This window comes from Polynucleobacter rarus (genome assembly GCF_003072505.1).
In the GTDB taxonomy this organism is placed as follows: Bacteria; Pseudomonadota; Gammaproteobacteria; order Burkholderiales; family Burkholderiaceae; genus Polynucleobacter; species Polynucleobacter rarus.
Genome location: NZ_NTGB01000001.1, coordinates 2,962,619 through 2,985,206 on the forward strand (window position 1 = coordinate 2,962,619; position 22,588 = coordinate 2,985,206).

General features: G+C 38.6%; 21 protein-coding genes. 17 read left to right on the forward strand and 4 right to left on the reverse strand.

Annotation, left to right across the window (positions count from 1 at the left end):
• Positions 1 to 24 precede the first annotated feature (24 nt).
• On the forward strand, positions 25 to 1,215 hold the full coding sequence (locus AOC35_RS14535; protein WP_108648353.1) for an amidase: 1,191 nt from the start codon (positions 25 to 27) through the stop codon (positions 1,213 to 1,215).
• Between the two features lie 13 nt (positions 1,216 to 1,228).
• Here AOC35_RS14535 and AOC35_RS14540 read toward each other — a convergent pair whose 3' ends face one another.
• Positions 1,229 to 2,140, reverse strand: coding sequence for an alpha/beta hydrolase (locus AOC35_RS14540; RefSeq protein ID WP_245898530.1), 912 nt, complete (start codon positions 2,138 to 2,140; stop codon positions 1,229 to 1,231).
• A gap of 85 nt (positions 2,141 to 2,225) precedes the next feature.
• Here AOC35_RS14540 and AOC35_RS14545 point away from each other — a divergent pair, with 85 nt between their 5' ends.
• The 9 genes from AOC35_RS14545 (at position 2,226) to AOC35_RS14585 (ending at position 11,814) form a co-directional block, all read left to right on the forward strand.
• Positions 2,226 to 3,221: an ABC transporter substrate-binding protein gene (locus AOC35_RS14545; RefSeq protein WP_245898531.1), complete on the forward strand. Its 996-nt coding sequence runs from the start codon at positions 2,226 to 2,228 to the stop codon at positions 3,219 to 3,221.
• A 13-nt stretch (positions 3,222 to 3,234) separates the two neighbouring features.
• Positions 3,235 to 3,999 carry an ABC transporter permease gene (locus tag AOC35_RS14550; RefSeq protein ID WP_108648355.1) on the forward strand — a complete coding sequence of 255 codons (765 nt, stop codon included), beginning with the start codon at positions 3,235 to 3,237 and terminating at the stop codon, positions 3,997 to 3,999.
• The gene (locus AOC35_RS14555; RefSeq protein WP_245898532.1) at positions 3,996 to 4,781 is read left to right on the forward strand and encodes an ABC transporter ATP-binding protein; all 786 of its coding nucleotides are present in this window, start codon (positions 3,996 to 3,998) and stop codon (positions 4,779 to 4,781) included. The genes AOC35_RS14550 and AOC35_RS14555 overlap by 4 nt, the downstream gene beginning before the upstream one ends.
• Before the next feature lie 40 nt (positions 4,782 to 4,821).
• The gene (locus AOC35_RS14560; protein WP_108648359.1) at positions 4,822 to 6,417 is read left to right on the forward strand and encodes a gamma-glutamyltransferase family protein; all 1,596 of its coding nucleotides are present in this window, start codon (positions 4,822 to 4,824) and stop codon (positions 6,415 to 6,417) included.
• Positions 6,418 to 6,770: 353 nt separating this feature from the next.
• On the forward strand, positions 6,771 to 7,685 hold the full coding sequence (locus AOC35_RS14565; RefSeq protein WP_108648361.1) for a DMT family transporter: 915 nt from the start codon (positions 6,771 to 6,773) through the stop codon (positions 7,683 to 7,685).
• A gap of 99 nt (positions 7,686 to 7,784) precedes the next feature.
• Complete coding sequence (locus AOC35_RS14570; RefSeq protein WP_108648363.1) at positions 7,785 to 8,609, forward strand: c-type cytochrome; 825 nt, start codon at positions 7,785 to 7,787, stop codon at positions 8,607 to 8,609.
• A gap of 40 nt (positions 8,610 to 8,649) precedes the next feature.
• On the forward strand, positions 8,650 to 10,161 hold the full coding sequence (locus AOC35_RS14575) for an amidohydrolase family protein (protein ID WP_108648364.1): 1,512 nt from the start codon (positions 8,650 to 8,652) through the stop codon (positions 10,159 to 10,161).
• A gap of 58 nt (positions 10,162 to 10,219) precedes the next feature.
• The gene (locus tag AOC35_RS14580; protein ID WP_108648366.1) at positions 10,220 to 10,828 is read left to right on the forward strand and encodes a 3-keto-disaccharide hydrolase; all 609 of its coding nucleotides are present in this window, start codon (positions 10,220 to 10,222) and stop codon (positions 10,826 to 10,828) included.
• Positions 10,828 to 11,814, forward strand: coding sequence for an NADPH:quinone reductase (locus AOC35_RS14585; protein ID WP_108648368.1), 987 nt, complete (start codon positions 10,828 to 10,830; stop codon positions 11,812 to 11,814). Before AOC35_RS14580 ends, AOC35_RS14585 begins: the two co-directional genes overlap by 1 nt.
• 12 nt (positions 11,815 to 11,826) lie before the next feature.
• Here AOC35_RS14585 and AOC35_RS14590 read toward each other — a convergent pair whose 3' ends face one another.
• A complete protein-coding gene (locus AOC35_RS14590) occupies positions 11,827 to 13,773 on the reverse strand; it encodes an ABC-F family ATP-binding cassette domain-containing protein (protein WP_108648370.1) in 1,947 nt (648 codons plus the stop codon).
• A gap of 159 nt (positions 13,774 to 13,932) precedes the next feature.
• Here AOC35_RS14590 and AOC35_RS14595 point away from each other — a divergent pair, with 159 nt between their 5' ends.
• The 3 genes from AOC35_RS14595 (at position 13,933) to AOC35_RS14605 (ending at position 16,801) form a co-directional block, all read left to right on the forward strand.
• Complete coding sequence (locus tag AOC35_RS14595) at positions 13,933 to 14,169, forward strand: FeoA family protein (protein ID WP_108648372.1); 237 nt, start codon at positions 13,933 to 13,935, stop codon at positions 14,167 to 14,169.
• 4 nt (positions 14,170 to 14,173) lie between these two features.
• A complete protein-coding gene (gene feoB, locus AOC35_RS14600) occupies positions 14,174 to 16,072 on the forward strand; it encodes a ferrous iron transporter B (protein WP_108648374.1) in 1,899 nt (632 codons plus the stop codon).
• 159 nt (positions 16,073 to 16,231) lie between these two features.
• Positions 16,232 to 16,801: an SOUL family heme-binding protein gene (locus tag AOC35_RS14605; protein ID WP_108648869.1), complete on the forward strand. Its 570-nt coding sequence runs from the start codon at positions 16,232 to 16,234 to the stop codon at positions 16,799 to 16,801.
• Here AOC35_RS14605 and AOC35_RS15585 read toward each other — a convergent pair.
• Both AOC35_RS15585 and AOC35_RS14610 read right to left on the reverse strand, forming a co-directional pair.
• Positions 16,798 to 16,950, reverse strand: coding sequence for a hypothetical protein (locus AOC35_RS15585; protein ID WP_159077615.1), 153 nt, complete (start codon positions 16,948 to 16,950; stop codon positions 16,798 to 16,800). The genes AOC35_RS14605 and AOC35_RS15585 overlap by 4 nt on opposite strands.
• 112 nt (positions 16,951 to 17,062) lie before the next feature.
• Entirely contained in the window at positions 17,063 to 18,748 is a 1,686-nt protein-coding gene (locus AOC35_RS14610; protein WP_108648376.1) for an MFS transporter, read from the reverse strand.
• 355 nt (positions 18,749 to 19,103) lie between these two features.
• Here AOC35_RS14610 and recA point away from each other — a divergent pair, with 355 nt between their 5' ends.
• The 4 genes from recA (at position 19,104) to sucC (ending at position 22,575) form a co-directional block, all read left to right on the forward strand.
• Positions 19,104 to 20,231, forward strand: coding sequence for a recombinase RecA (gene recA, locus AOC35_RS14615; RefSeq protein ID WP_108648870.1), 1,128 nt, complete (start codon positions 19,104 to 19,106; stop codon positions 20,229 to 20,231).
• 10 nt (positions 20,232 to 20,241) lie between these two features.
• Complete coding sequence (recX, locus tag AOC35_RS14620) at positions 20,242 to 20,706, forward strand: recombination regulator RecX (RefSeq protein WP_108648378.1); 465 nt, start codon at positions 20,242 to 20,244, stop codon at positions 20,704 to 20,706.
• A gap of 26 nt (positions 20,707 to 20,732) precedes the next feature.
• A complete protein-coding gene (locus AOC35_RS14625) occupies positions 20,733 to 21,314 on the forward strand; it encodes a DUF2889 domain-containing protein (RefSeq protein ID WP_108648380.1) in 582 nt (193 codons plus the stop codon).
• Between the two features lie 100 nt (positions 21,315 to 21,414).
• Positions 21,415 to 22,575: an ADP-forming succinate--CoA ligase subunit beta gene (sucC, locus tag AOC35_RS14630; RefSeq protein ID WP_108648382.1), complete on the forward strand. Its 1,161-nt coding sequence runs from the start codon at positions 21,415 to 21,417 to the stop codon at positions 22,573 to 22,575.
• Positions 22,576 to 22,588 lie beyond the last annotated feature (13 nt).

The following is a 22,588-nucleotide window of genomic DNA, read 5'->3' on the forward strand; positions in this document are numbered from 1 at the left end:
CAATTTTTTATATGAGGTTGTTGGATGAAAGAAATGCCTAAGGATATTTATTCCGCTTTTATTTTGCAAGGAGAGCCGTTACTTGCTGGGAACTCAACAGGTAAGCTAAAAAATCTCTCTTTCGGTTTGAAAGATGTCTTGGATGTTGCTGGATATCCAACCTCATTTGGTAGTCCCGATTGGTTAAAAACGCATGAAGTCCCAACAGAAACAGCCCCAATCGTCACTCAGTTATTATCGGCAGGCGCAAATTTAGTTGGTAAGACCCATACAGATGAGTTGACTTATAGCATCCTAGGTATGAATGCTCACTTTGGCACCCCTTTGAACCCACTTACTCCAGAGCGAGTACCAGGGGGTTCATCGAGTGGTTCAGCTGTTGCGGTTGCTGGTAACTTAGTAGACTTTGCAATTGGGACAGATACTGGTGGTTCTGTTCGTCTCCCAGCAAGTTTTTGTGGCATTTATGGCATTAGACCAACGCACGGAACAATATCCTTAGAGCATGCTAGACCCCTCGCAAAAAGCTTTGATACTTTGGGTTGGTTTGCAAGGGATGCTAAGACATTATTAGATGTTGGTGAGGTACTCATCAATCGTCAAATGGACGATAAAATAAAACCAGATGAATATAAAATCATCATCCCAAAACCAGCGCTTCATGTTTTATCTAGTGAGCTTCAACAGATATTCTTGAAAAACATCTCAGAGATTTTTAAAGATTTCGATATTCAACAGCATGATTTTGAATGGATGCAATTACGTAACTTCGCAGAAACCTTTAGAGTGATTCAAGCAAGAGAAATTTGGCTTGAATATGGTTCATGGGCTAGTCAATATTTGGATAATTTTGGTCCTGGCATTAAACAACGAATCTTAATTGCAAAAGAAATCTCAGAAGAATCATCAAATAATGCCCGGGATGTTCGCAAATCAATTCAATTGCAGTTAAATGAAGTATTAACTTCAAATACCTTATTTTTAGTGCCAACGGCAAGTAATCTGGCACCGATGTTAACTAGTTCGCAAGAGGATTTAGAGCAATTCCGTAAAGATACTTTTCAGTTAGTTTCGATTGCTGGACTAGGTGGATTGCCTCAAGTGAATATTCCAGCCTTTAAGATTAATGGTTGTGGTTTTGGAATCTCTTTGATCGGGGCACATCACACCGATCTACAACTTTTAGAGTTTATTAATAAAAACCTGCAATTTTAAAAAGCGAAGAAAATCAATGCTTAATTGATCTAATTCGATCGATTAGTTGATTTAGGATAACACCTGAAGGGTTGGTTAGTTCTTCAAGAATCGTGTAATGGTTTTTATTGGGTACTGGTATAAAGGTGCCAGGTAGGCCTAAATTACTTCGATAATCAAAGAAACTTTTAGATTGTTTTTGCATCTCAAGTAACTCATCAGAACCTACTGCCACATCCAAAGTCTTGGTGGGGTGCTGTGCTTGTTTGATTGGAGAGTTACGATATGCCATTTCTTCGTCTAATTTCAATTGATCATTCACATAACAATATTGCATTGGTTCGAGATCATAGATGCCACTGATGGCAGTTACACCAAGAATGTTTGGATGATGCAGGTGCATCGCTGCTAAATGCCCCCCAGCTGACCAACCAACTAACCAAAAATTCTGATTTTTGAAATGATTTTTTTTAGTAAACGCAATCGTTGAATCAATCCCATCATGAATATCCTGCACAATTTGATCCATCGTGACACTAGGTGCTAGGCGATAGCCAAGCATAGCAACGTTAATATTGTTTTCTAATAATATTGGAACAATAAAAGCAAAATCATCTTTCGATCGCATTTGCCAAAAGCCACCATGGATAAATGCGATGGTCGGAGCATCTTGATGGGAAAGGTAAAAATCAAAGGCTGGAATTGGATTATCAGAGTAAGGAATGTCTGCCTTAAAGGTGTGCTTATTTTTAACTTCTAAACTAGACTGCTGCCAAGCCTGAATAATTCCAGCACTATTCGCTACCGCTTTAGAGTTATTGTAGGCGGCATCTAACTGCTCTTTTGTAAAGTTTTTCCACATAGTTTGATTGTATAAATACATTGAATTGATATCAACATCATCGCACACAGTAAGCACCAATTTTGCACAATAAAACATAGGCATGAAGCTTACTGGTGCAATTAAAAATAGTTTACTTCAGGCAATCACTTAAATTGAAGTTATCAAATTAATTTAAATGGAAATCAAAATGGAAATCAATTCAAAGTCAAGACGCGACCTATTGTCCCTTATTGGTAAAACAAGTTTAGCAACTACAGTTGCTGGAATTGTTCCAGAAGTACTTTCACAAGAAAAAAAATTAAGCATTGGATACTGGCCTATCGCAGCTGGTTTACCCTTTTTTACAGCAATAGAAAAAGGTTATTTTAAACAAGCGGGTATTAACGTTGAAGCCGTGAAATTTGCCAGTCCAAACCAAGTCGTTGATGCAATGATTGCTGGGCGGATAGATGGTTGTGCAAATGGAACAGCAATTACGGTCTTAGCATTAGCAGATGCGCAAATGCCTGGGTCAATTAAATTTACTTGTATGAACTTTGCAAATGAAAAATATATATTAGATCAATTTATTGTTCCAATTAATTCATCAATCACTTCAATTAGTGAGTTAGCCGGTAAAAAAGTAGCTTGCGGACCAGGTATTAATAATGTAACTCTCGCTAAAGCGGTGCTACAGGGGAATGGGATCACAAACGCTCAGGTGATTGAATTACCGATTACACAGATTTTGCCAGCATTAGCTAGTGGTCAGATTGATGGTGCATATGTTCTTGAGCCTACTGCCGTGATTGGTAAACAACAAAAAATCTCTAAGTCTATTGGCGCAGGTGTCGTATCAAAATACGTCTTGGGAGATAATTTACCTTGGTTTGGCGGGGCAGCAGCACTTCTTTCTAAAACATTGAAAGAAAAAGCTGACATGGTACCTAAATATCTCAAGGCCTATGCAGCAGGTGTCGAGTACGTTAGAAAAAACGGGTTGGAGGCAAATCAATTCTTAAAAGGTTATACAGCGATTGAAGGCGATTTGGCAAAAGAAGTACCAATCAGCGGTTATGTTTCTTATGACGAGGTCAGGGGCAATGATGTAAAAGCGCTACAGCGCTTGTTTGATGTCTTTGCGGAAAGAAAAGTATTTGAGAAGCAAATTCCTGCACTCAATTTAATATACAAACCAACTTAAAAGGCATTATTAAATGTCTTTTTCTGTAAAACATCGATTGCTACCATTCATTGGTCCAGTAATGTTGTATCTCTTTTGGAATTTAGTGTTAACCGCAAAATGGATACAGCCAAACTTATTGCCGCCCCCAGATGTGACGATTATGTATATGTTGAAGTCATTTGCATCAGGCGCAATATTTCAAGACTTGTGGACAACAGTTTTGCGAACGATCTATGCTTTTTTAATTGCTGCTGGGATTGGAGTTCCCCTAGGTGTGTTATTGGGTAGTTCGGTACAAACTTATAGAAGTGTGGAGTTTTTGATTGATTTTTTTAGATCAACACCCTCGTCTGCCTTGATTCCCCTCTTTATGCTGATTTTTGGGATTTCAGATATTAACAAGATTGCAATCGCTGCCTTTGCTGCCATCCTAGTAATTATGTTTAACTGTGCTTATGGCGTCATGAATGCAAAGAAAACAAGATTAATGGCAGCAAAAACGATGGGTATTAAAAAATTTTATATTTTTAAAGATATCTTGATTATGGAAAGTTTGCCTCAAACCTTTGTTGGCTTAAGAACTGGGGTATCCATTGCCTTAGTTATCGTTATAGTTGCAGAAATGTTTATCGGCTCTGAAAATGGTTTGGGACACCGCATTATTGATGCCCAACAAGTTTTTAATATTAAAGAAATGTATAGCTCTATTTTAGTAACAGGAGCTCTTGGCTACTCCTTAAATATTATTTTCATGTTAATTGAAAAGAACGTGATTCACTGGAGTGGAAAATCTTGAATACGCTTCAAATACCTAGAAATCATGTATCTATTAGAGGCTTGTATAAAAGTTTTGCAACAACTCCTTTGTACGAAGACTTTAACTTAAACATTTTAAAAGGAAAAATAGTCTCAATTTTTGGACCAAATGGCTGTGGTAAATCAACTTTGATTAATATGATTTCTGGGATTACAGAAATTGATGCAGGGGAAATTCTATTTGATGGTAAAACTTTAAAACAGACCACGATTGGTTATGTTTTTCAAAATTATCGAGATGCATTATTTCCATGGATGAGCTCTTGGGAAAACATTGCTTATCCTTTAAGAAGAGCAAATTTATCTGAAGAAAAAGTTAAAAGTCGGGTTGAGGAATTATTTGAGCTGTTTGATATTCGGTTCAATTTAAAGTTGTATCCCTACGAACTTTCTGGAGGACAACAACAGACCGTTTCGATTATGCGTGCACTTGCTCCCAAACCAGAGGTGCTTTTTTTAGATGAACCTTTTTCAGCCCTAGATTTTGAAATGACGCTTTTTATTCGGGAAAAATTACAAGAGGTTAATTTAGTATCTGGAATTACAATGATGATTGTTTCGCACGATCTAGAAGATGCTGTATTTTTAGCGGATCAAATTTTACTTCTAACTAGAAGGCCGACTAGGATTGCAGCGCTATTAGATTTTGATCTCGCCAAACCAAGATTAGCTGAAGCAATAAGTGATCCGCAATTTATTGCGATGAAATCCCAAGCCTTAGAAATCTTTCAACGAGAAATGCGAGCCGGTAATGGGATGTAATATCCTATTAGTTGAATAAACAATAATTATTGGAGTTAATTTGATTAATACATTGTGCGCCAATCATGGCATGGCAACATCACCGCATCATTTAGCTAGCCAGTCAGCATTAAAAGTTTTACGAGATGGTGGTAATGCGATTGAAGCTATGGTATCCGCTGCGGCAACGATCGCAGTAGTGTATCCACATATGAACAGTATCGGTGGCGATGGCTTTTGGTTAGTTTTAAAACCAAATGGTGAGCAAATTACAATTGACGCCTCTGGGGCATCTGCTAAATTAGCAACGATTGATACTTATCTTAATAAAGGCCTAAATAAAATTCCATTTCGTGGAGCAATGGCGGCAAATACAGTGGCTGGAACGGTTTCAGGATGGCAAAAAGCTTTAGAAATTTCTGATGCCATCGGTGGTAACAAAACTCTAGATTATTTATTAAGTGATGCAATCTGTTACGCAGAGGAAGGTTTTCCAGTTACCGAGGGACAAAGTTTACTCACGAACAATAAATTAGCTGAATTAAAAGACGTGCCTGGGTTTGCAAAAACTTTTTTGGAAGAGGGTAAAGTTCCTAAACCAACTAGCGTAATGACAAATCGTCGTTTGGCAAATACCTTAAAGACTCTTGCCGCTGATGGACTAGACAGCTTTTACCGTGGCAAGTTGGCTCAACAGATTGCACAAGATTTGATGAGTGTAGGATCACCGATTACCCTCGAAGATTTACAGCAACATTTTGCTCAAATTAAAAACCCTCTTCATCTGCAACATAGTCTTGGGAATTTATATAATGTACAACCACCGAGTCAAGGTTTAGTTTCTTTAATTATTCTGGGTTTATTAGACCGAACGAATTTAAAAAATGTTCAGGCAGATTCAGCCGATCATGTGCACCTTGTAGTTGAAGCAACAAAACTGGCTTTTCAGATTAGAGATCAGGCAATAACTGATCCAAGTTATATGACGAAAGAGGCGCAACAGTATCTTGATCCATCCAATCTAGATGATTTAGCAAAATCTATTAAGATTGATAAGGCAATGAGCTGGGGAGAGGGTAAGGGTCCAGGGGACACAATCTGGATGGGAACCATCGATAAAGATGGTTTAGCCGTTTCCTTTATTCAAAGTATCTATCATGAATACGGTAGTGGGGTTGTGCTCGAGTCGTCCGGCATTAATTGGCAAAATCGTGGTGCTTCCTTTAGCTTAGATAAAAATCATATTAATGCTTTATTACCCATGAAAAAACCATTTCATACCTTAAACCCGGCTGGGGCTAGGTTCAAGGATGGTCGAGTGATGGTTTATGGCAATATGGGTGGAGATGGTCAACCACAAAGTCAAGCAGCTGTCTTTACTCGTTACGCAGTCTTTAATCAACCTTTACAAACTGCAGTTACCGCGCCTAGATGGCTTTTAGGTAGAACTTGGGGACAAAGTTCCGACACATTGAAGTTAGAGAGTAGATTCCCTCAAGAGCTCTTTGAAGAGTTGACGAAAAGAGGTCATGATGTGGAAAAAATGGGCATCTTTGATTCTGCATTAGGTCATGCAGGAGCGATAGTACGCATGCCAAATGGAGTTTTACTAGGTGCTACAGACCCGCGAGCTGACGGAGTTGTAGCTGCCTTCTAAATTAAATTTTCTAGTAAATAAATGCGATATTGGGTTATCAAATAAAAAACTGATTGCTTTACAAAAAGTAAAGTTTATTTTTTGAAAATGTAAACGTTAATTTGCTAAAGTTAAAAATAGCTTTTAAAGAAGATAAATAAGGCGAAAGATAATTGATTGAATTTTTAAACTATTTGTTTTTAGACTTAAGAGGTCTCTGGGTTTTACATCCAACTTTTAAAAATAATTAAAAAGCATGATCATACATATCGCAGCTCGTTAGGATTGTACTTATCATTCAAATTAAAGCACTCTTTTTATGTCGTAGAGTATGATGATTTAGATATTCCACAATTCATCAGAAAGCTCAGGTTGTGCCTTTAAGTAAAAAACAGTTTTATATTTCAATAGCCATGGCTAGCTTAGGGGCTGTTTTCTTTTCAGGAAAAGCGATTTTAATTAAGCTAGCTTACCGATACGGCACCACCTCAGAGGTGTTTTTGGCTTTGCGTATGGCAATGGCATTCCCTATCTTTTGGCTGGTGTATTTCTTCTCAGGAGAAAGAAAAGGCCAACAAAAATTGTCCTTTAGAGAAATTTTGCAAGTTGCCAGCTTAGGTTTTTGCGGATACTTCTTATCAAGTTACGTTGATTTTTTAGGCCTACACTATATTTCAGTAGGACTAGAACGAATCATTTTGTATCTCACTCCCGCAATCGTAGTCATCTTTTCTTATTTCTTTTTAAAAAAGACCATCACGAAGTTTCAATGGATATCGATGGTAGTTGGCTACATCGGTGTCACTATGGCTTTTTTACAGGATGCAATGACCAACGGTCAAGCAGCTTGGATTGGTATGAGTTTGGTTTTTTTAAGTGCTTGCTTGTATTCTGCTTATTTAATTTTTGCCGGCGAAATAGTTAAAAAAGTTGGCAGTATTCGACTAGTTACTTTTGCAAGTAGTTTTTCAGCACTTTTTAGCGTGGTACAAATGATGTTCCATCACCCACAAGAATTACTCGACCAGCATTTGAATGTTTATTTATTAAGCTTAATCAATGCCGGTCTTTGTACGGTTATTCCAATGATGTTTATTATGTTGTCAGTTCGAAGAATTGGTTCTGCTCTCACTTCTCAAGCTGGTATTTTAGGCCCCTTGTCTACTATATTCATGGGCTGGTATTTTCTGGGTGAAGAAATAACTTTTTTTCAAATGTCAGGACTGTGTCTGGTTGTGATTGCGATGTGGTTATTAATGCGAAGCCAAAACTCCCATTCCACAAATTAATCCTTTCTAAGTGATTGCCCTAATAACTATTTACTCAAAAAGTTTTATAGTTAAAAAGTTAAAGACATAACTACTTAGGCAACTTATCAAGGACTACGCTTGCGTATCTCACGTAAAAATTTTAGATATTTTTTTGGGTTGATTGGCTTATGTGCAAGCACGCATTTAAATGCCAACCCTCTGGCAAGCGCAGAGTTACAAGACCCAAAGTTTATCGAAAAATTAGCTAACTCCTATCAAACGAATTGTAGTCATTGCCATTCTGGTGATGCTCCAAGCGCACCTCGGATTGGGGCATCAGCTGATTGGGCTAAGCGACTTAGTGCGGGATTTAATCATTTGTATGATTCGGCAATTGAAGGTATTCCGAACACTGCAATGCAAGCAAAAGGCGGGCATACTGAACTGTCAAATGATGAAATTAAAAACTTAGTACATTATTTTTTATTGATGGCTAAGATTGACTTACAAGCGATACAGTCAGCCCAGAAATATGATGAACTGCAAATAAAAGATAGGGAGTTTATTGCTCTAGATCAATTTCGTTTAGGTTATTTAGAGAAAAAGAACCTAAGTAAAGAAGGGGTTTTTTTTACAAAATTTGAGGAATATGACACTCAACGAGATGGTCGATTGAATCAAACGGAGTTTCTGAATATGAAAGCTGATTTACAGAAAATCCAACGATCTGTAAAACTATCAGACGATGAAATACAAAAAAATATTCTAAACGCTTTATCCAAAGTAAGTGGTATGCCCCCAGCTGGTATTCGTGTAGCAGTAAAAAATGGGAATGCTGTCATTAATGGGGTAGTTGGTGATGACGCCGTATTGGATAGTGCTTTTAAATCGATTCGATGGTTGCCAGGCTTACAAAAACTGGATAACCGATTGATAACTGCAGAAATGATGGCATTTGATTGATATTTAATATGTTCAACTTTAACAATAAGATGGAGAGACTATGAGTTTACTAAGCCCGGAAGAGATCGCTTCCTTAGCACCAGCAGAATCGTCAATCTTTCCTGCGCCGATTCCGGTCCAGTGCGTGTCAAGTGACGAGTTTATGCCCCAGCCGCAGACTCAAAAACAAAAAGAATATGAGAACCGAGTAAAGGCCTATGGTGCAAAGCTCGCAAAAAATCAGGGGATGGCTCGCAGAACATTTTTTAAATCAGCATCTGGAATGGCGACTGCTTTTTTAGCGATGAACGACACCTATGGGCCAATGTTTTCGGTTTCTGAGGCAGAAGCGGCTACTCCAGAGATGGCTAATGAGAGGGCCAGTGGTCTCAAAGGCCAATTTATCATGGATATGCATACCCATTTTTTAAGGGATGATACAAAAATCCAATCCTTTTTACAACAACGATTGGCTGTAGGAAAAGCAGGGTGGAATCCTGCTCTCGTTGACAAACCTCAAACCATTGATGATTTGAAGTTTGCAAATTACTTGAAGGAAATGTATTTAGATAGTGATACGAAAGTATGTTGTATCAGTGGTGCACCCTCAGAAATCGAAGGGGATTGGTTTTTAACAAATGATATGAAAGCAAATGCTAGAGCCACCATTAATTCCATCTCTGGTTCTAAAAGAGCATTTGCGCATGCTATTTTTACACCAGGATATGACGGTTGGATGGATGAAATTGACCGTGCAATCGAAGTACTAAAACCTGATTCTTTCAAAGGTTACACGATCGGTGATAACACCCATAAAGATCTATCAAAGCACCCTTGGCGGCTTGATGATGAGAAACTTGTATATCCGGCCTATGAGAAATTTGTCAAAGCGGGGTTAAAAAATGTTTGCATCCACAAAGGACTATTTCCTCCCTCAATGGAAAGTAAATTCCCTCATCTATTGAACTATGTCAATGTAAGCGATGTAGGTAAAGCAGCGAAGGACTGGCCACAACTAAACTTCATTATTTACCACGGTGGTTATCGTTATGCTGGTGGGGGTAAGGCTGAAGATGCATGGGAGCAATTTGAAAAGACTGGACGGATTGACTGGATTACTGATTTAGCTGAAGTCCCTACAAAGTACGGTGTTAAAAATGTTTACGCTGACGTAGGTCAGTTATTTGCTCAAACCACGATTGTTGATCCACGTTTATCAGCTGTGATGATGGGGCAATTAATTAGGGGGCTTGGTCAAACTAATGTCGTTTGGGGAACCGATGCTATTTGGACAGGTTCACCACAATGGCAAATTGAAGCATTCCGTCGCTTGGAAATCCCTGAGGAAATAAGAAGAAGATACGGCTATAAACCACTAGGCGAGGCAAACGGGCCCGTGAAGAATGCCATTTTTGGCGAAAACAATGCCAGAATTTATAATTACTCAGCAAAGCAACGTGCAGAGTTAGCTGGAGACAAAATTCTACAAGCTAAAAATATCTATGAAAAAGATGGTCCGAATCGAACTAATATGTCCTACGGATACGTTAATTTAAACAAAAATCAAGCCTAACTAATCAGGTAAGAGGTAAGATAACTAAAGTTATATAAATCATACAAAGGAGACAATAATGTATCGAAAGTTTATTAGAGCAATTACTCTTGCAAGCTCATGTTTATTTTTAATCTCGTGTAGTCATTTCAATGCAAATGATCCAACAGTTCAGAAAGTGTATGAGGATGGTAAAAACTTGAACGATTGGAATTTAGTAGGTAATGCCAATTGGCGTTTACAAGGAGGCTCAATTCAGGCGGATTTCCTTACGAGTAAATTACCTAGCTATTTGGTAACGAAAGTGAAGTATCAAAATTTCCATATTTACACTGAGTTTTGGGCTGATAGTCAAACTAATAGCGGCGTCTTTATCCGTTGTCAAAATCCTGAAAAAATTGATGCAGTCAGTTGCTATGAAGTCAATATTTGGGATGCAAGACCTGATCCTTCCTACGGTACAGGTGCGATTGTTGATGTTGCTAAGGTGACATCACCATATCCTAAGGCTGGTGGTCAGTGGAACACAATGGAAATTACTGCAAACGGTAGTCAATTGATCGTTAAATTTAACGGCGTTGAGACGGTGAATGCACGGAATGAAAAATTAAAAGATGGCTTTATCGCATTGCAGTATGGCAGCGGTATTATTAAGTTTAGAAAATTTTATATGAAACCAATTAATTAATGATGATGAAAGCCGCCACGTACCATGGGTTCGGTAAAGCTATTGATGTTTTAAAAGTAGAGCAATTAGCTTTACCTAGACCTGGAACTAAACAAGTTGTAGTGAAGATGGCTTCCTGTGGTATGAATCCATCTGATACTAAGCTAAGGTCGGGTACGTCGCGGGCATTGACTGATAGTTGGCAGATTCCTGGCAGTGATGGAGCTGGCACAATCCATGAAGTGGGAGACGGCGTTACATCCTTTCAAATTGGTCAAAGAGTATGGGTATTTAATGCGGCTTTTTTGAGACCTCATGGCACTGCAGCTGAATATTGTTTGTTAGAAGACTGGATGGTAGTACCACTATCAGAGGACTTGAGTTTTCAAGAGGGCGCTTGTTTAGGTATTCCCGTAATGACAGCTCATCGTTGTTTATTTTCTGATGGAGATTTACAAGGAAAAATTGTCCTAGTGGCCGGAGGAGCTGGCGTAGTTGCCAACTACGCAATTCAGTTGGCTAAATGGGGTGGTGCAACAGTACTAACCACAGTGAGTTCAGATATCAAAGCGGAACATGCAAAACGTGCTGGCGCCGACTTTGTCCTCAACTATAAAACAGAAGACATTGTGCAACGGGTAAACGAAATTACCAATCAACAAGGTGTTGATCGTGTGATTGAGGTGGATTTTGGTGCGAACTTACACCTGAATGCCCAAATACTGAAACCGGGTGGCACGAGTGTGATGTACGCCTACGTGGCTGCTCCAACGATGCCGTTGCCAATTGGTGCTTTAATGTCGAAAAATATCACATTAAAATTTACCTTAATCTATACCATTACCCCTGAGCAAAGAGAGACGATTATTTCTGACATTAATAAATGGCTTGCAGTCAAAAAGCCATTTTTTGCGATTGCTGAGGAGTTTTCACTAGATCAGGTTGTCGACTCCCATTTAGCGATTGAGAGCGGGAACAAGATAGGGCATGTGATCATTAATATTTAGTGCAATTTCAAATCAAGCTTCTAATGACTCACTAAGAGATAACCAACTTTCTTCTAGTTTTGACAAGTCCTCTTCTAACGCCCCAATTTTTTTCCCTGTTGTTGTAATTTCCTCTAGATTCGTAAGCGTTTCAAGTTGTTCGTGAAGATGCTTACGTTCCAAGGTTAGCTTCTCAATTTTTTCATTCACTTTTTCTAATTCTTTTTGAATCTTTTTTTGCTCTGGAGAAACAAATGATTTTTTAACTACTGGAGTCGGTTCAATTGTTTTAGGAGCGACTGCTGCAACGGGTGTTTGAACCTCTTTTTTGGCAAGTTCCCTTTGACGTTTGGCCTCATCAAGTAGGTATCTTTGATAATCTTCGAGATCACCATCAAATGGAGCGATACCACCTTTGGAAACCATCCAAAACTCATCACAGACCGCTCTGAGAAGGGCGCGGTCATGACTCACTAACATTACAGTACCTTCGAACTCATTCAAGGCCATTGAGAGAGCTTCACGAGTAGCAAGGTCTAAATGGTTCGTTGGTTCATCTAAAAGTAGTAAGTTAGGACGTTGCCAAACTATCATGCAAAGCACTAAACGCGCTTTTTCTCCGCCGCTCATGGTACCTACAGTTTGAAAGATCATGTCACCACTAAAGTTAAACATGCCTAAAAATGCTCTTAGATCTTGTTCCCTAGTTGGTTGACCACTTAAGTTTCCTTCCGAAGTTGTCTTCTTGACCAGTGCAATCATATGTTCAAGCGGATTATCACTCGGATTTAGAACGTCGAGTTCTTGCTGAGCAAAGTAACCAATATTTAAGCCCTTACCCTCAACAATGTCTCCGGCGATGGGCTTGAGCGTTCTCGCAATAGTTTTCACAACAGTTGATTTTCCTTGACCATTGGCGCCTAATACGCCTATGCGCTGCCCAGCAAGTACAGACTTACTTACATGTTTAATGATGGTGGTAGGTATTGAACTGCCACTTTCAGGGGAAGCTGGATAACCAAAAGATGCATCCTGAATCGATAGCATGGGGTTTGGAAGATTAGCTGGCTCTTTAAACTCAAAAGTAAAATCAGCTTCCGCCAAGAGCGGGGCAATTTTTTCCATACGGTCGAGAGCTTTTACTCGACTTTGTGCTTGCTTAGCTTTACTAGCTTTTGCTTTAAAACGGGCAATAAATTTTTGTAAATGGGCAATTTTTTCTTGTTGCTTTGAGAAAGCACTTTGCTGAAGCGCCATCTGTTCCGCACGTTGCTCTTCAAAAGAACTGTAATTTCCACCGTAGCGATTTAGTTTGGCATGTTCGATGTGAACAGTTACATTGGTAATGGAATCTAAAAATTCACGATCGTGGCTAATCACAATCATTGTGCCTGTGTATTTTTTTAACCAAGCCTCAAGCCAAACTAATGCATCTAAATCTAAATGGTTGGTAGGTTCATCAAGAAGTAATAGTTCAGAGGGACACATCAATGCCCTTGCTAATTGAAGGCGCATCCGCCATCCACCAGAAAAACTATTTACTGGATTGTTCAGTTCGCTTAATTTAAAGCCAAGCCCAAGGATTAATGATTGTGCTCTCGCTGGGGCGTCATGTGCGCCACAATCATAATAGTGCATGTAGGCATTCGCCATTCTGTCACCATCTCCGCTCAATTCTGCGGCATCTACTTCAAGTTGGGCAGCTACTAAATCGGTATCACCCTCAATTACGAAAGTTGTAGCACTTTCATCTGTTTCCGGCATATTTTGTGCAACTTGTGCCATCCGCCATTGGGTTGGAATACTAAAATCACCACCATCTTCGTGAAGGGAGGTGTTAAGTAAAGCAAATAATGAAGACTTACCTGCGCCATTGCGTCCGACTAGACCAACTTTTTCCGCTGGATTAATAGTTAAGTTGGCTTGGTCCAAAATAACCTTTACACCTCGTCTTAGGACGACATTTCGTAACTGAATCATATATGGGGGGATTTCAAGACTTTAAGTAATAGGCACTATTATGCCTTGCGGATGTAACTTAGAAATTTCTTTAAGTTAAATTTCTAGATTTAGCCATTGTAAATGATAACGATTCTCGTTTGGATTATAATTAGTGTTAAATATAAAAAAATTTGAGAAATGAATCTAGATCAAGCAACTAATGGACAAATCTTACGTGTAAAGAGAATTCACTCTTTACCGCAATCTACTGAATTGATACATCAACTTGAAGATATTGGTTTCATACCGGGTGAACAGGTGAGTGTTTTAAGAAGAAACATTCTTGGCGGAGATCCAATGATGATTCGAGTTGGCACCTCTACTTTTGCTCTCAGAAAAAATGAAGCGGCCCTGGTTGAGGTCGAACCTCTTTAATCTTATGTCTGAATCTAAAGTCAACTTTTATCCTAAAGAGCCATTGATTGCTTTAGTTGGCAATCCTAATAGTGGCAAAACCTCCTTGTTTAACTTACTAACCGGCGGTAAACAAAAGGTCGCTAATTACGCGGGAGTAACAGTTGAGCGTAAAGAAGGAAAATTATTTTTAAGTGGAGAAAAGTTTGTACGCATTTTAGATTTGCCAGGCGTCTATAGTTTGTATCCACGTTCATTAGATGAGCGGATAACTTGTAATGTGTTAGCAGGCAGAGCTGAAGGTGAAAAAAAGCCGGACTTAGTTCTTTGTGTACTCGATGCTACTAATTTAAGAAGAAATTTAAGGCTAGTACTCGCAGTTAAAAGAATGGGCTTACCTTGTATTGTAGTTTTAAACATGATTGATTTAGCTAAAAAACGAGGTATTGAGATCAATGTCGCCCGTTTATCTGAAGAGTTAGAGCTTCCGGTGGTCACCTCAATTGGCGTCAAAACAAGAGGAGATGACAATTTACGACAAATGTTTAGCAATATGGATTTTAGTAAACAAGGATTAAAAGCTTTACAGGCAAATGTTGAACTTGATAGCACCCCTAGAGTCGAAGCTGATAATCAAATCGTTCAAGGAATCTTAAAGCGTTTAGATCTCGATAAGATTATCCTAGATCCCCTAAGTGATAGGCTTGATAAGTTTTTACTCCATCCAATTTTGGGACCATTCTTATTAATGGTCATTTTATTTTTAGTGTTTCAGGCAGTTTTCTCTTGGGCCGCATTCCCAATGGAGCTGATTAAAGATGCGACGGAGTGGGTTGGTGACTTGATTGGGGAATTGTTACCTGAAGGTTGGGTTAGAAGTCTCATCGTAAATGGTGTCATTGCAGGAGCGGGTGGTGTAATTGTTTTCTTGCCTCAAATCCTAATTTTATTTTTCTTTATATTAGTTTTAGAGGAGAGTGGTTATTTACCCCGGGCCGCGTATTTATTAGACCGCCTAATGGGTTCGGTCGGTCTTTCAGGAAGATCTTTCATCCCTTTGTTGTCAAGCTTTGCTTGTGCTATTCCAGGAATAATGGCAACCCGCACGATTTCGAATACGAGGGATCGTATCGTGACTATCTTAATAGCACCCCTCATGACCTGCTCTGCAAGGTTACCAGTCTATTCACTATTAATTGCCGCTTTTATTCCTGACAAAAATTTAGGGATGGGAGTGGGTTTACAAGGCTTTGTATTATTTATTTTGTATTTAAGTGGTATCGTAGGAGCGTTAGTTATCGCTTGGATTTTAAAACGTTTTACTGGCAATAAATCTCAAGTTCATCCTCTGTTGATGGAGTTACCTGAGTATCATTTACCTGGGTTTAAAAATATCCTGATTGGACTTTGGCAAAGAGTACTCATTTTTTTAAACCGGGTCGGTGGTACTTTAATGGCGCTTACCATTGGACTTTGGTTTTTAGCAAGTTATCCGGCAGCGCCACTAGGTGCTACCAGACCTGCAATTGAGTATAGTTTTGCTGGGATGCTAGGTAAGTTACTAGCAAAAGTATTTGAACCAATTGGCTTTAATTGGGAAATAAGTATTGCATTAATACCTGGCATGGCAGCACGGGAAGTCATTGTTAGCTCTCTAAGTACCGTATATGCATTATCTAGTAATGCTCAACAGGACTCAGAGGCTTTAATACCTATTATTTCTCATCAGTGGAGTTTGGCTACAGCATTATCTCTACTAGCCTGGTTTGTCTTTGCACCTCAGTGCTTGTCAACCATAGCAGCAGTAAAAAGGGAAACCGGTGGTTATAAAATTCCACTGATTATGCTCAGTTATTTATTTGCCTTGGCTTACTTAGCCTCTTTTATTACTTACCGTATTGCACTAATGTGGGGCATGGGGTAAAGTGTAACGAGCTCAAACGCTGATGTAATATAATCCAAATTATGAAACAAAGTTCATTAAATTAAGATAGTCAAATTACAGAATCAAATGCCAAATAAGACAATTTTGCATCTGTTTATGTTTTTAGCACTAATGACGATAAATAATGTACAGGAAGTTATGGCTATAGAAGAACCAAAATTTGAACAATTAAGAAGTTTTGATTCGTTTGAATTAAGAAAATATCCCCAGTTAATTATTGCCGAAGTTACAGTGGCCGGTGATCGCAGTGAAGCATCTTCAGCCGGGTTTCGAAAAATAGCAGATTTTATTTTTGGTAACAACTCAGGTGTTGGTAAACAGTCGAAAATTGATATGACAGTTCCTGTCATCACTGAGCCCATCAAAATTGAAATGACAGCACCCGTAGGAATCCAAGCAACAAACAGTAAAAATAACTGGAATATTCAGTTTGTGATGCCAAGCCAATACACTTTGGAAACATTACCAAAGCCAAACAATGACGAAGTCAAAATTGTCCTAGTTCCCGAAAAGTTTTATGCAGTAACAAAATTTTCAGGATTTACTGGTGATGAAACAGTGGCTGAAAATACGACTTATTTAAAAGCATGGATGGCTAGAGAAAAGTTAACCGCTATTGGGTTGCCTAAACTTGCAAGATACAATCCCCCATGGACATTGCCTTTTTGGCGAAGAAATGAAATTCTGATAGAAGTAAATCCTAATTAATTTTCTTTAGCGCTGACGGCTAAACGACGCTGACAACTAAACGAAATAATCTCCGCTACACTTCCTTGTAGTTGCTTAGCTATTGGCGCAGAAATTTTCCAATGGCACATCTTTACATTACAAACGGAAGAAGGATGTTCTTTCGACATGACAATCAAAAGCGCATTACAAACATCTTCAGCCAGAAATTTACAAGTATAAAAAACAGATTAAAAAAAACCGGCTACAAAGAGCCGGTTTTAGTAATACACAAATAATTAATTAATCATTTGCATAGATATCTACATCTTTAGTTTCACGTAAGAATAGTGATCCTATTACTAAAGTCACTGAAGCAACAATAATTGGATACCATAAACCATGGTAAATATTACCGTTTTGTGCAACTAAGGCAAACGCAATTGTTGGTAGTAAACCACCAAACCATCCGTTACCAATGTGGTATGGTAAAGACATGGATGTGTAGCGAATTCTTGTTGGGAACATTTCAACGAGATAAGCTGCAATCGGACCATAAACCATCGTTACATAAATCACAAGGATAACTAAAAGCAAGAGAACCATTGGCTTATTCATCTCCGCAGTATCAGCCTTTGTAGGATAACCAGCTGCGTTCAATGCATCACGAATACTCTTTTTAAATGCGCCGTCCTTTGCCTTTGCTTCATCCTTACTTAAACCTTTAGAAGAATAAGATTCAATTTCTGTTTCACCAATCTTCACTTTCGCTACAGTTCCAGCAGGACCTGTCATTGTAGAGTAACTGGCTGAGTTACTTGCCATCACCTGCTTAGCAATGTCACATGAGCTAGTAAACTTCGCTGTACCTGTTGGGTTAAATTGGAAAGTACATTCAGCAGGATCGACAGTGATTGCGGCTGGTGAGGTTGCCATTGCTTTTTCCAATTTTGGATTAGCGTAATGGGTTAAGTTGTTGAAAATTGAGACTGGCGTATTAGGCAAGTAAGTAATGATAGCTAACAACAGACCAAGCATAATCACTAATTTACGACCGATCTTGTCTGACAAAGTACCAAAGAATAGGAAAAATGGTGTGCCGATAAGAAGAGCGATGGCAATCATGATGTTTGCTGTATATGCATCCACTTTAAGAACTTGGGTCATGAAGAAGAGAGCATAGAACTGACCTGTATACCAAACAACTGCTTGACCGGCAACTAAACCAAATAGAGCCAAAATAACTATTTTGAGATTAGCCCATTGTCCAAAAGACTCACCTAAAGGAGATTTGGAAAGTTTGCCTTCGTTTTTCATTTTTTGAAACGCTGGTGATTCAGCCATTTGCAAACGAATATAAAGGGAAACAGCAAGTAACAGAACAGAAAGAATAAATGGAACTCTCCATCCCCAAACTTCGAAATTTGCACCAGTTACTTCACGAGTGATCAAGATGACAATTAGGGATAGAAATAAACCTACTGTAGCTGTAGTTTGAATCCAAGAAGTATAAGCACCACGTTTACCAGCGGGGGCATGCTCTGCAACATAAGTTGCCGCACCTCCGTACTCACCACCTAATGCTAAACCTTGTAACAGGCGTAAGGCAATTAAGAGGACCGGAGCTGCTACACCAATGCTGGCATAGTTGGGAAGAATTCCTACGAAAAAAGTAGAAGCTCCCATAATTACGATGGTAACCAAGAAGGTATATTTACGACCAATTAAATCACCTAAACGGCCGAATACTAAAGCACCGAATGGGCGAACGATAAAACCTGCTGCAAAAGCTAACAGTGCAAAAATAAAAGCAGAACCATCATCTAAGCCTGAGAAAAATTGTTTTGCAATAATTGCGGCAAGTGATCCATATAGGTAAAAATCATACCATTCAAATACTGTGCCCAAAGAAGACGCAATAATAACCTTGCGCTCTTCTGCAGACATTGGCGCAGCTTTACCTGAACCAACTGAAGTTGTTGCTGTCATGTTTAACTCCTACTGTTAAATTAAAATTATGGAAAAGCAAAGTCATTATCCCAAGTTAAAGATTAAAAAAGCTTTCAATTTAGGGTAAAACCTTATGAAATAAGGGGAAAATTGTAAAAAAAAACCTTAAAAAATTAAGAAATCAAAAAATTGACTTGATGATTAGTAAACAGTAAGAAATATCTTACGAACAATTCAGATAAAAATAGCCCCTTCATGTTGTATATTGAAAATGAAGGAAAAATAAAGAGAAAAAATCGAAAAAGATGCTTGTATAAAAAACTGTTTTTATATACAGTATCGAAATAAGCAAATAACATTAAATGGGAAAGAAAATCGAATGATTGGAAAAAAAATGGAAGATAAGAAATCCAAAGTCACTAATCCTGCCTCCTCCTCCTCTTCAGCTTCAAGTAATCCGGAATTTAACGGACTTTCTAGCGAAAAACAAAAAGCGTTAAGTGCCGCTTTAGCTCAGATTGAAAAGCAATTCGGCAAGGGCTCCATTATGAGACTTGGAGACGCTGAAATTGCGCAAGATATCCAAGTTGTTTCGACCGGATCTTTAGGGCTTGATATTGCTTTAGGAGTTGGTGGTTTAGCTAGAGGTCGAGTCATCGAAATTTATGGTCCAGAGTCTTCAGGAAAAACTACCTTAACCCTACATGCTGTTGCAGAGATGCAAAAACTGGGGGGTACTTGTGCTTTTATTGATGCTGAACATGCTTTGGATGTCCAATATGCATCAAAGCTTGGTGTTGATGTAAATAATCTACTTATTTCTCAACCAGATACTGGGGAACAAGCGCTCGAAATCGCAGATGCCCTGGTGAGATCTGGATCGATTGATTTGATCGTGATTGACTCAGTCGCAGCATTAGTGCCCAAAGCAGAAATTGAAGGAGAGATGGGGGATTCATTACCTGGGCTTCAAGCACGATTAATGTCTCAAGCACTTCGCAAATTAACTGGAACGATAAAACGTACGAATTCTATGATTATTTTTATTAATCAAATTCGTATGAAAATTGGAGTCATGTTTGGCTCTCCAGAAACCACGACTGGTGGGAATGCCCTTAAATTTTACGCATCCATGCGATTAGACATCAGAAGGATTGGGAGTATTAAAAAAGGTGATGAGAATATTGGTAATGAAACACGTGTAAAAGTGGTGAAGAACAAAGTATCTCCCCCATTTAGGGAGGCAATATTTGACATCATGTACGGAACAGGAATCTCTAGAGAAGGTGAAATTATTGACATGGGCGTAGAAGCCGACATTGTCGATAAATCTGGTTCTTGGTACAGCTACAAGGGTGAAAAAATTGGACAAGGTAAAGATAATGCAAGAGATTTCTTAAAGGCTAACCCTGCTTTAAGTAAGGAAATTGAAGGCTTAATTAGGGAAAAACTAAGTACTAAATCTTCAAAGTCGGTAATAGCTGGCGCTGAGGTAGATGAAGTAGAACCACCAGAAGCTTAAAGATTCATCTGTGCAAAATAGTGAAAATGCTCGTTCAAAAATAAGTCTAATTGGACGAGCAATTAAGTATTTGTCAAATCGTGATCACAGTCAATTTGAACTCAGAAAAAAGCTATCACCCCATGCCATCTCCGAGGAGGAGTTGGATGAGGTTATTAAAAAGTTGATAGATAAAGGTTATCTATCTAATCAACGTTTTACCGAAAGTTTCATTGCTAGCAAATCCAAAAAATTTGGTATGCGCAAAATTTCCCAAGTACTTCAGCAACATCAGTTGGATTCAGAAATATTAAAAACAGAAATAGAAAAATTGAGAGAATCAGAGCCCCAAAGGTGTTATGAAATATGGGAAAGAAAGTTTGGTCAAGTCACTAAAGAGCCAAACGAGTTAGCAAAACAAATTAGATTTCTAGTTAGTCGAGGCTTTTCTCACGAGATTGTTATGGGTATCGTAAAAGGAAAACATCTCAGTTAGTCCGTTGAAAATGTTAGACTATCGGGATGTCACAAAATCAAATAGAGAAAAACCCTAACCGTCAGTTAATTCACCACCGTGAATTTGATATTAAAGTCTTTAAAAGAGACGACGGACTATGGGATGTTGAAGCGCAAGTAATTGATACTAAAGGGAAAGACTTTAATCTAGTGGTTGTTCACTTGAAAAAAGGGGAACCAGTGCACTTCATGAAGATCTTTTTAACCATTAATACCAAAATGGAAATTCTGTTCGCTGAAGCCGAAATGTTGGCACGTCCTTATCCCGGTCACTGTGAACAAATCCTTCCAGACTATTCGAAATTAGTGGGTCTTAACCTGTCAAAGGGATTTAGGAATGCCGTTAGAGAAAGAATGGGGGGAATCAATGGATGTACCCATATTAATGAACTGAGTTCGATTATACCAACTGCTGTTTACCAAGCATTTGTGAATGAGGTATTTCCAGTTACTGTTCCTTACGATCCAAATCGAGTGCCAAAACAAAAGCTACCATTCCAGTTTAATGGCTGTCACAGTTGGAACGTGAATGGTGAAGTAGTAAAAAAATATCATCCTACATGGTATGGATTTAAGGAAGATGTTTAAAACTTAAATTGATAAAACACTACTTTGACACATTTTGACGTATTAATTTCATTCAAACCATTTATCATTACCAAAACTTGTTCACTAAAAGGAAGACTTCATGAAAATCCACGAATATCAAGGCAAAGAATTACTTCGCCAATTTAATATTCCAGTACCAAATGGCATACCCGTATTTAACGTCGACGAAGCTGTTGCTGCAGCAGAAAAACTAGGTGGACCAGTATGGGTGGTTAAAGCTCAAATTCATGCAGGTGGACGTGGAAAAGGTGGTGGTGTTAAAGTCGCAAAGAGCCTAGAAGAAGTAAGAAAGTATTCGACTGATATTTTAGGGATGATGTTAAAGACACATCAAACTGGGCCTGAAGGACAATTAGTTAGACGTCTTCTTATCGAAGATGGTGCTGATATTAAAAAAGAGTATTACGTTGGTATCCTGACAGATCGTGAATCACAAAAAGTGGTAGTAATGGCGTCAAGCGAAGGTGGTATGGATATTGAGGAAGTAGCTGCTCATACACCTGAAAAAATTATTAAAGAATTTGTTAATCCATTAATTGGTATGACCGATGACCAAGCTAGTAACTTAGTGAAAGGCATTGGAGTTCCAGAAGCATCACAGGGTCAAGCAAAAGAAGTTTTAGTAAATCTATTTAAGACTTATATGCAAACCGATGCATCATTGGTAGAAATTAATCCTTTGATTCTTGAAGGTAACGGAAATATTAAGGCTTTAGACGCAAAGTTTAATTTTGATCCAAATGCCTTGTTTAGACATCCTGAAATCGTAGCTTACCGTGATGAAGCTGAAGAAGATCCTGCAGAAATTGAAGCGTCTAAATTTGACTTAGCTTACATATCCCTAGATGGCAATATTGGTTGCTTAGTTAACGGTGCCGGTTTAGCAATGGCAACGATGGATACAATCAAGTTATTTGGTGGTGAACCAGCAAACTTTTTAGACGTAGGCGGCGGAGCAACAGCTGAAAAAGTTACTGAAGCATTTAAGATCATGCTTAAAAACGAAAAAGTTAAGGCAATTTTAGTAAACATTTTCGGTGGCATTATGCGTTGTGATGTCATTGCTTCTGGAGTGATTACAGCCTGTAAAGCGGTCAACCTATCAGTACCTTTAGTTGTTCGTATGAAGGGAACAAATGAAGAAATTGGTAAGAAAATGCTAGCAGAATCTGGTTTGCCTATTATTAGTGCAGATACTATGGCCGAAGCTGCCACAAAAGTTGTTGCTTCTGTTAAATAAGAATAACTAAGGA

Coding starts and splice junctions, on each gene's coding strand:
- AOC35_RS14535 (WP_108648353.1), top strand. CDS start 25: ATGAAAGAAATGCCTAAGGATATTTATTCCGCTTTTATTTTGCAAGGA.
- AOC35_RS14540 (WP_245898530.1), bottom strand. CDS start 2,140: ATGCCTATGTTTTATTGTGCAAAATTGGTGCTTACTGTGTGCGATGAT.
- AOC35_RS14545 (WP_245898531.1), top strand. CDS start 2,226: ATGGAAATCAATTCAAAGTCAAGACGCGACCTATTGTCCCTTATTGGT.
- AOC35_RS14550 (WP_108648355.1), top strand. CDS start 3,235: ATGTCTTTTTCTGTAAAACATCGATTGCTACCATTCATTGGTCCAGTA.
- AOC35_RS14575 (WP_108648364.1), top strand. CDS start 8,650: ATGAGTTTACTAAGCCCGGAAGAGATCGCTTCCTTAGCACCAGCAGAA.
- AOC35_RS14580 (WP_108648366.1), top strand. CDS start 10,220: ATGTATCGAAAGTTTATTAGAGCAATTACTCTTGCAAGCTCATGTTTA.
- AOC35_RS14585 (WP_108648368.1), top strand. CDS start 10,828: ATGATGATGAAAGCCGCCACGTACCATGGGTTCGGTAAAGCTATTGAT.
- AOC35_RS14590 (WP_108648370.1), bottom strand. CDS start 13,773: ATGATTCAGTTACGAAATGTCGTCCTAAGACGAGGTGTAAAGGTTATT.
- AOC35_RS14595 (WP_108648372.1), top strand. CDS start 13,933: ATGAATCTAGATCAAGCAACTAATGGACAAATCTTACGTGTAAAGAGA.
- feoB (WP_108648374.1), top strand. CDS start 14,174: ATGTCTGAATCTAAAGTCAACTTTTATCCTAAAGAGCCATTGATTGCT.
- AOC35_RS14605 (WP_108648869.1), top strand. CDS start 16,232: ATGGCTATAGAAGAACCAAAATTTGAACAATTAAGAAGTTTTGATTCG.
- AOC35_RS15585 (WP_159077615.1), bottom strand. CDS start 16,950: ATGTCGAAAGAACATCCTTCTTCCGTTTGTAATGTAAAGATGTGCCAT.
- AOC35_RS14610 (WP_108648376.1), bottom strand. CDS start 18,748: ATGACAGCAACAACTTCAGTTGGTTCAGGTAAAGCTGCGCCAATGTCT.
- recA (WP_108648870.1), top strand. CDS start 19,104: ATGGAAGATAAGAAATCCAAAGTCACTAATCCTGCCTCCTCCTCCTCT.
- AOC35_RS14625 (WP_108648380.1), top strand. CDS start 20,733: ATGTCACAAAATCAAATAGAGAAAAACCCTAACCGTCAGTTAATTCAC.
- sucC (WP_108648382.1), top strand. CDS start 21,415: ATGAAAATCCACGAATATCAAGGCAAAGAATTACTTCGCCAATTTAAT.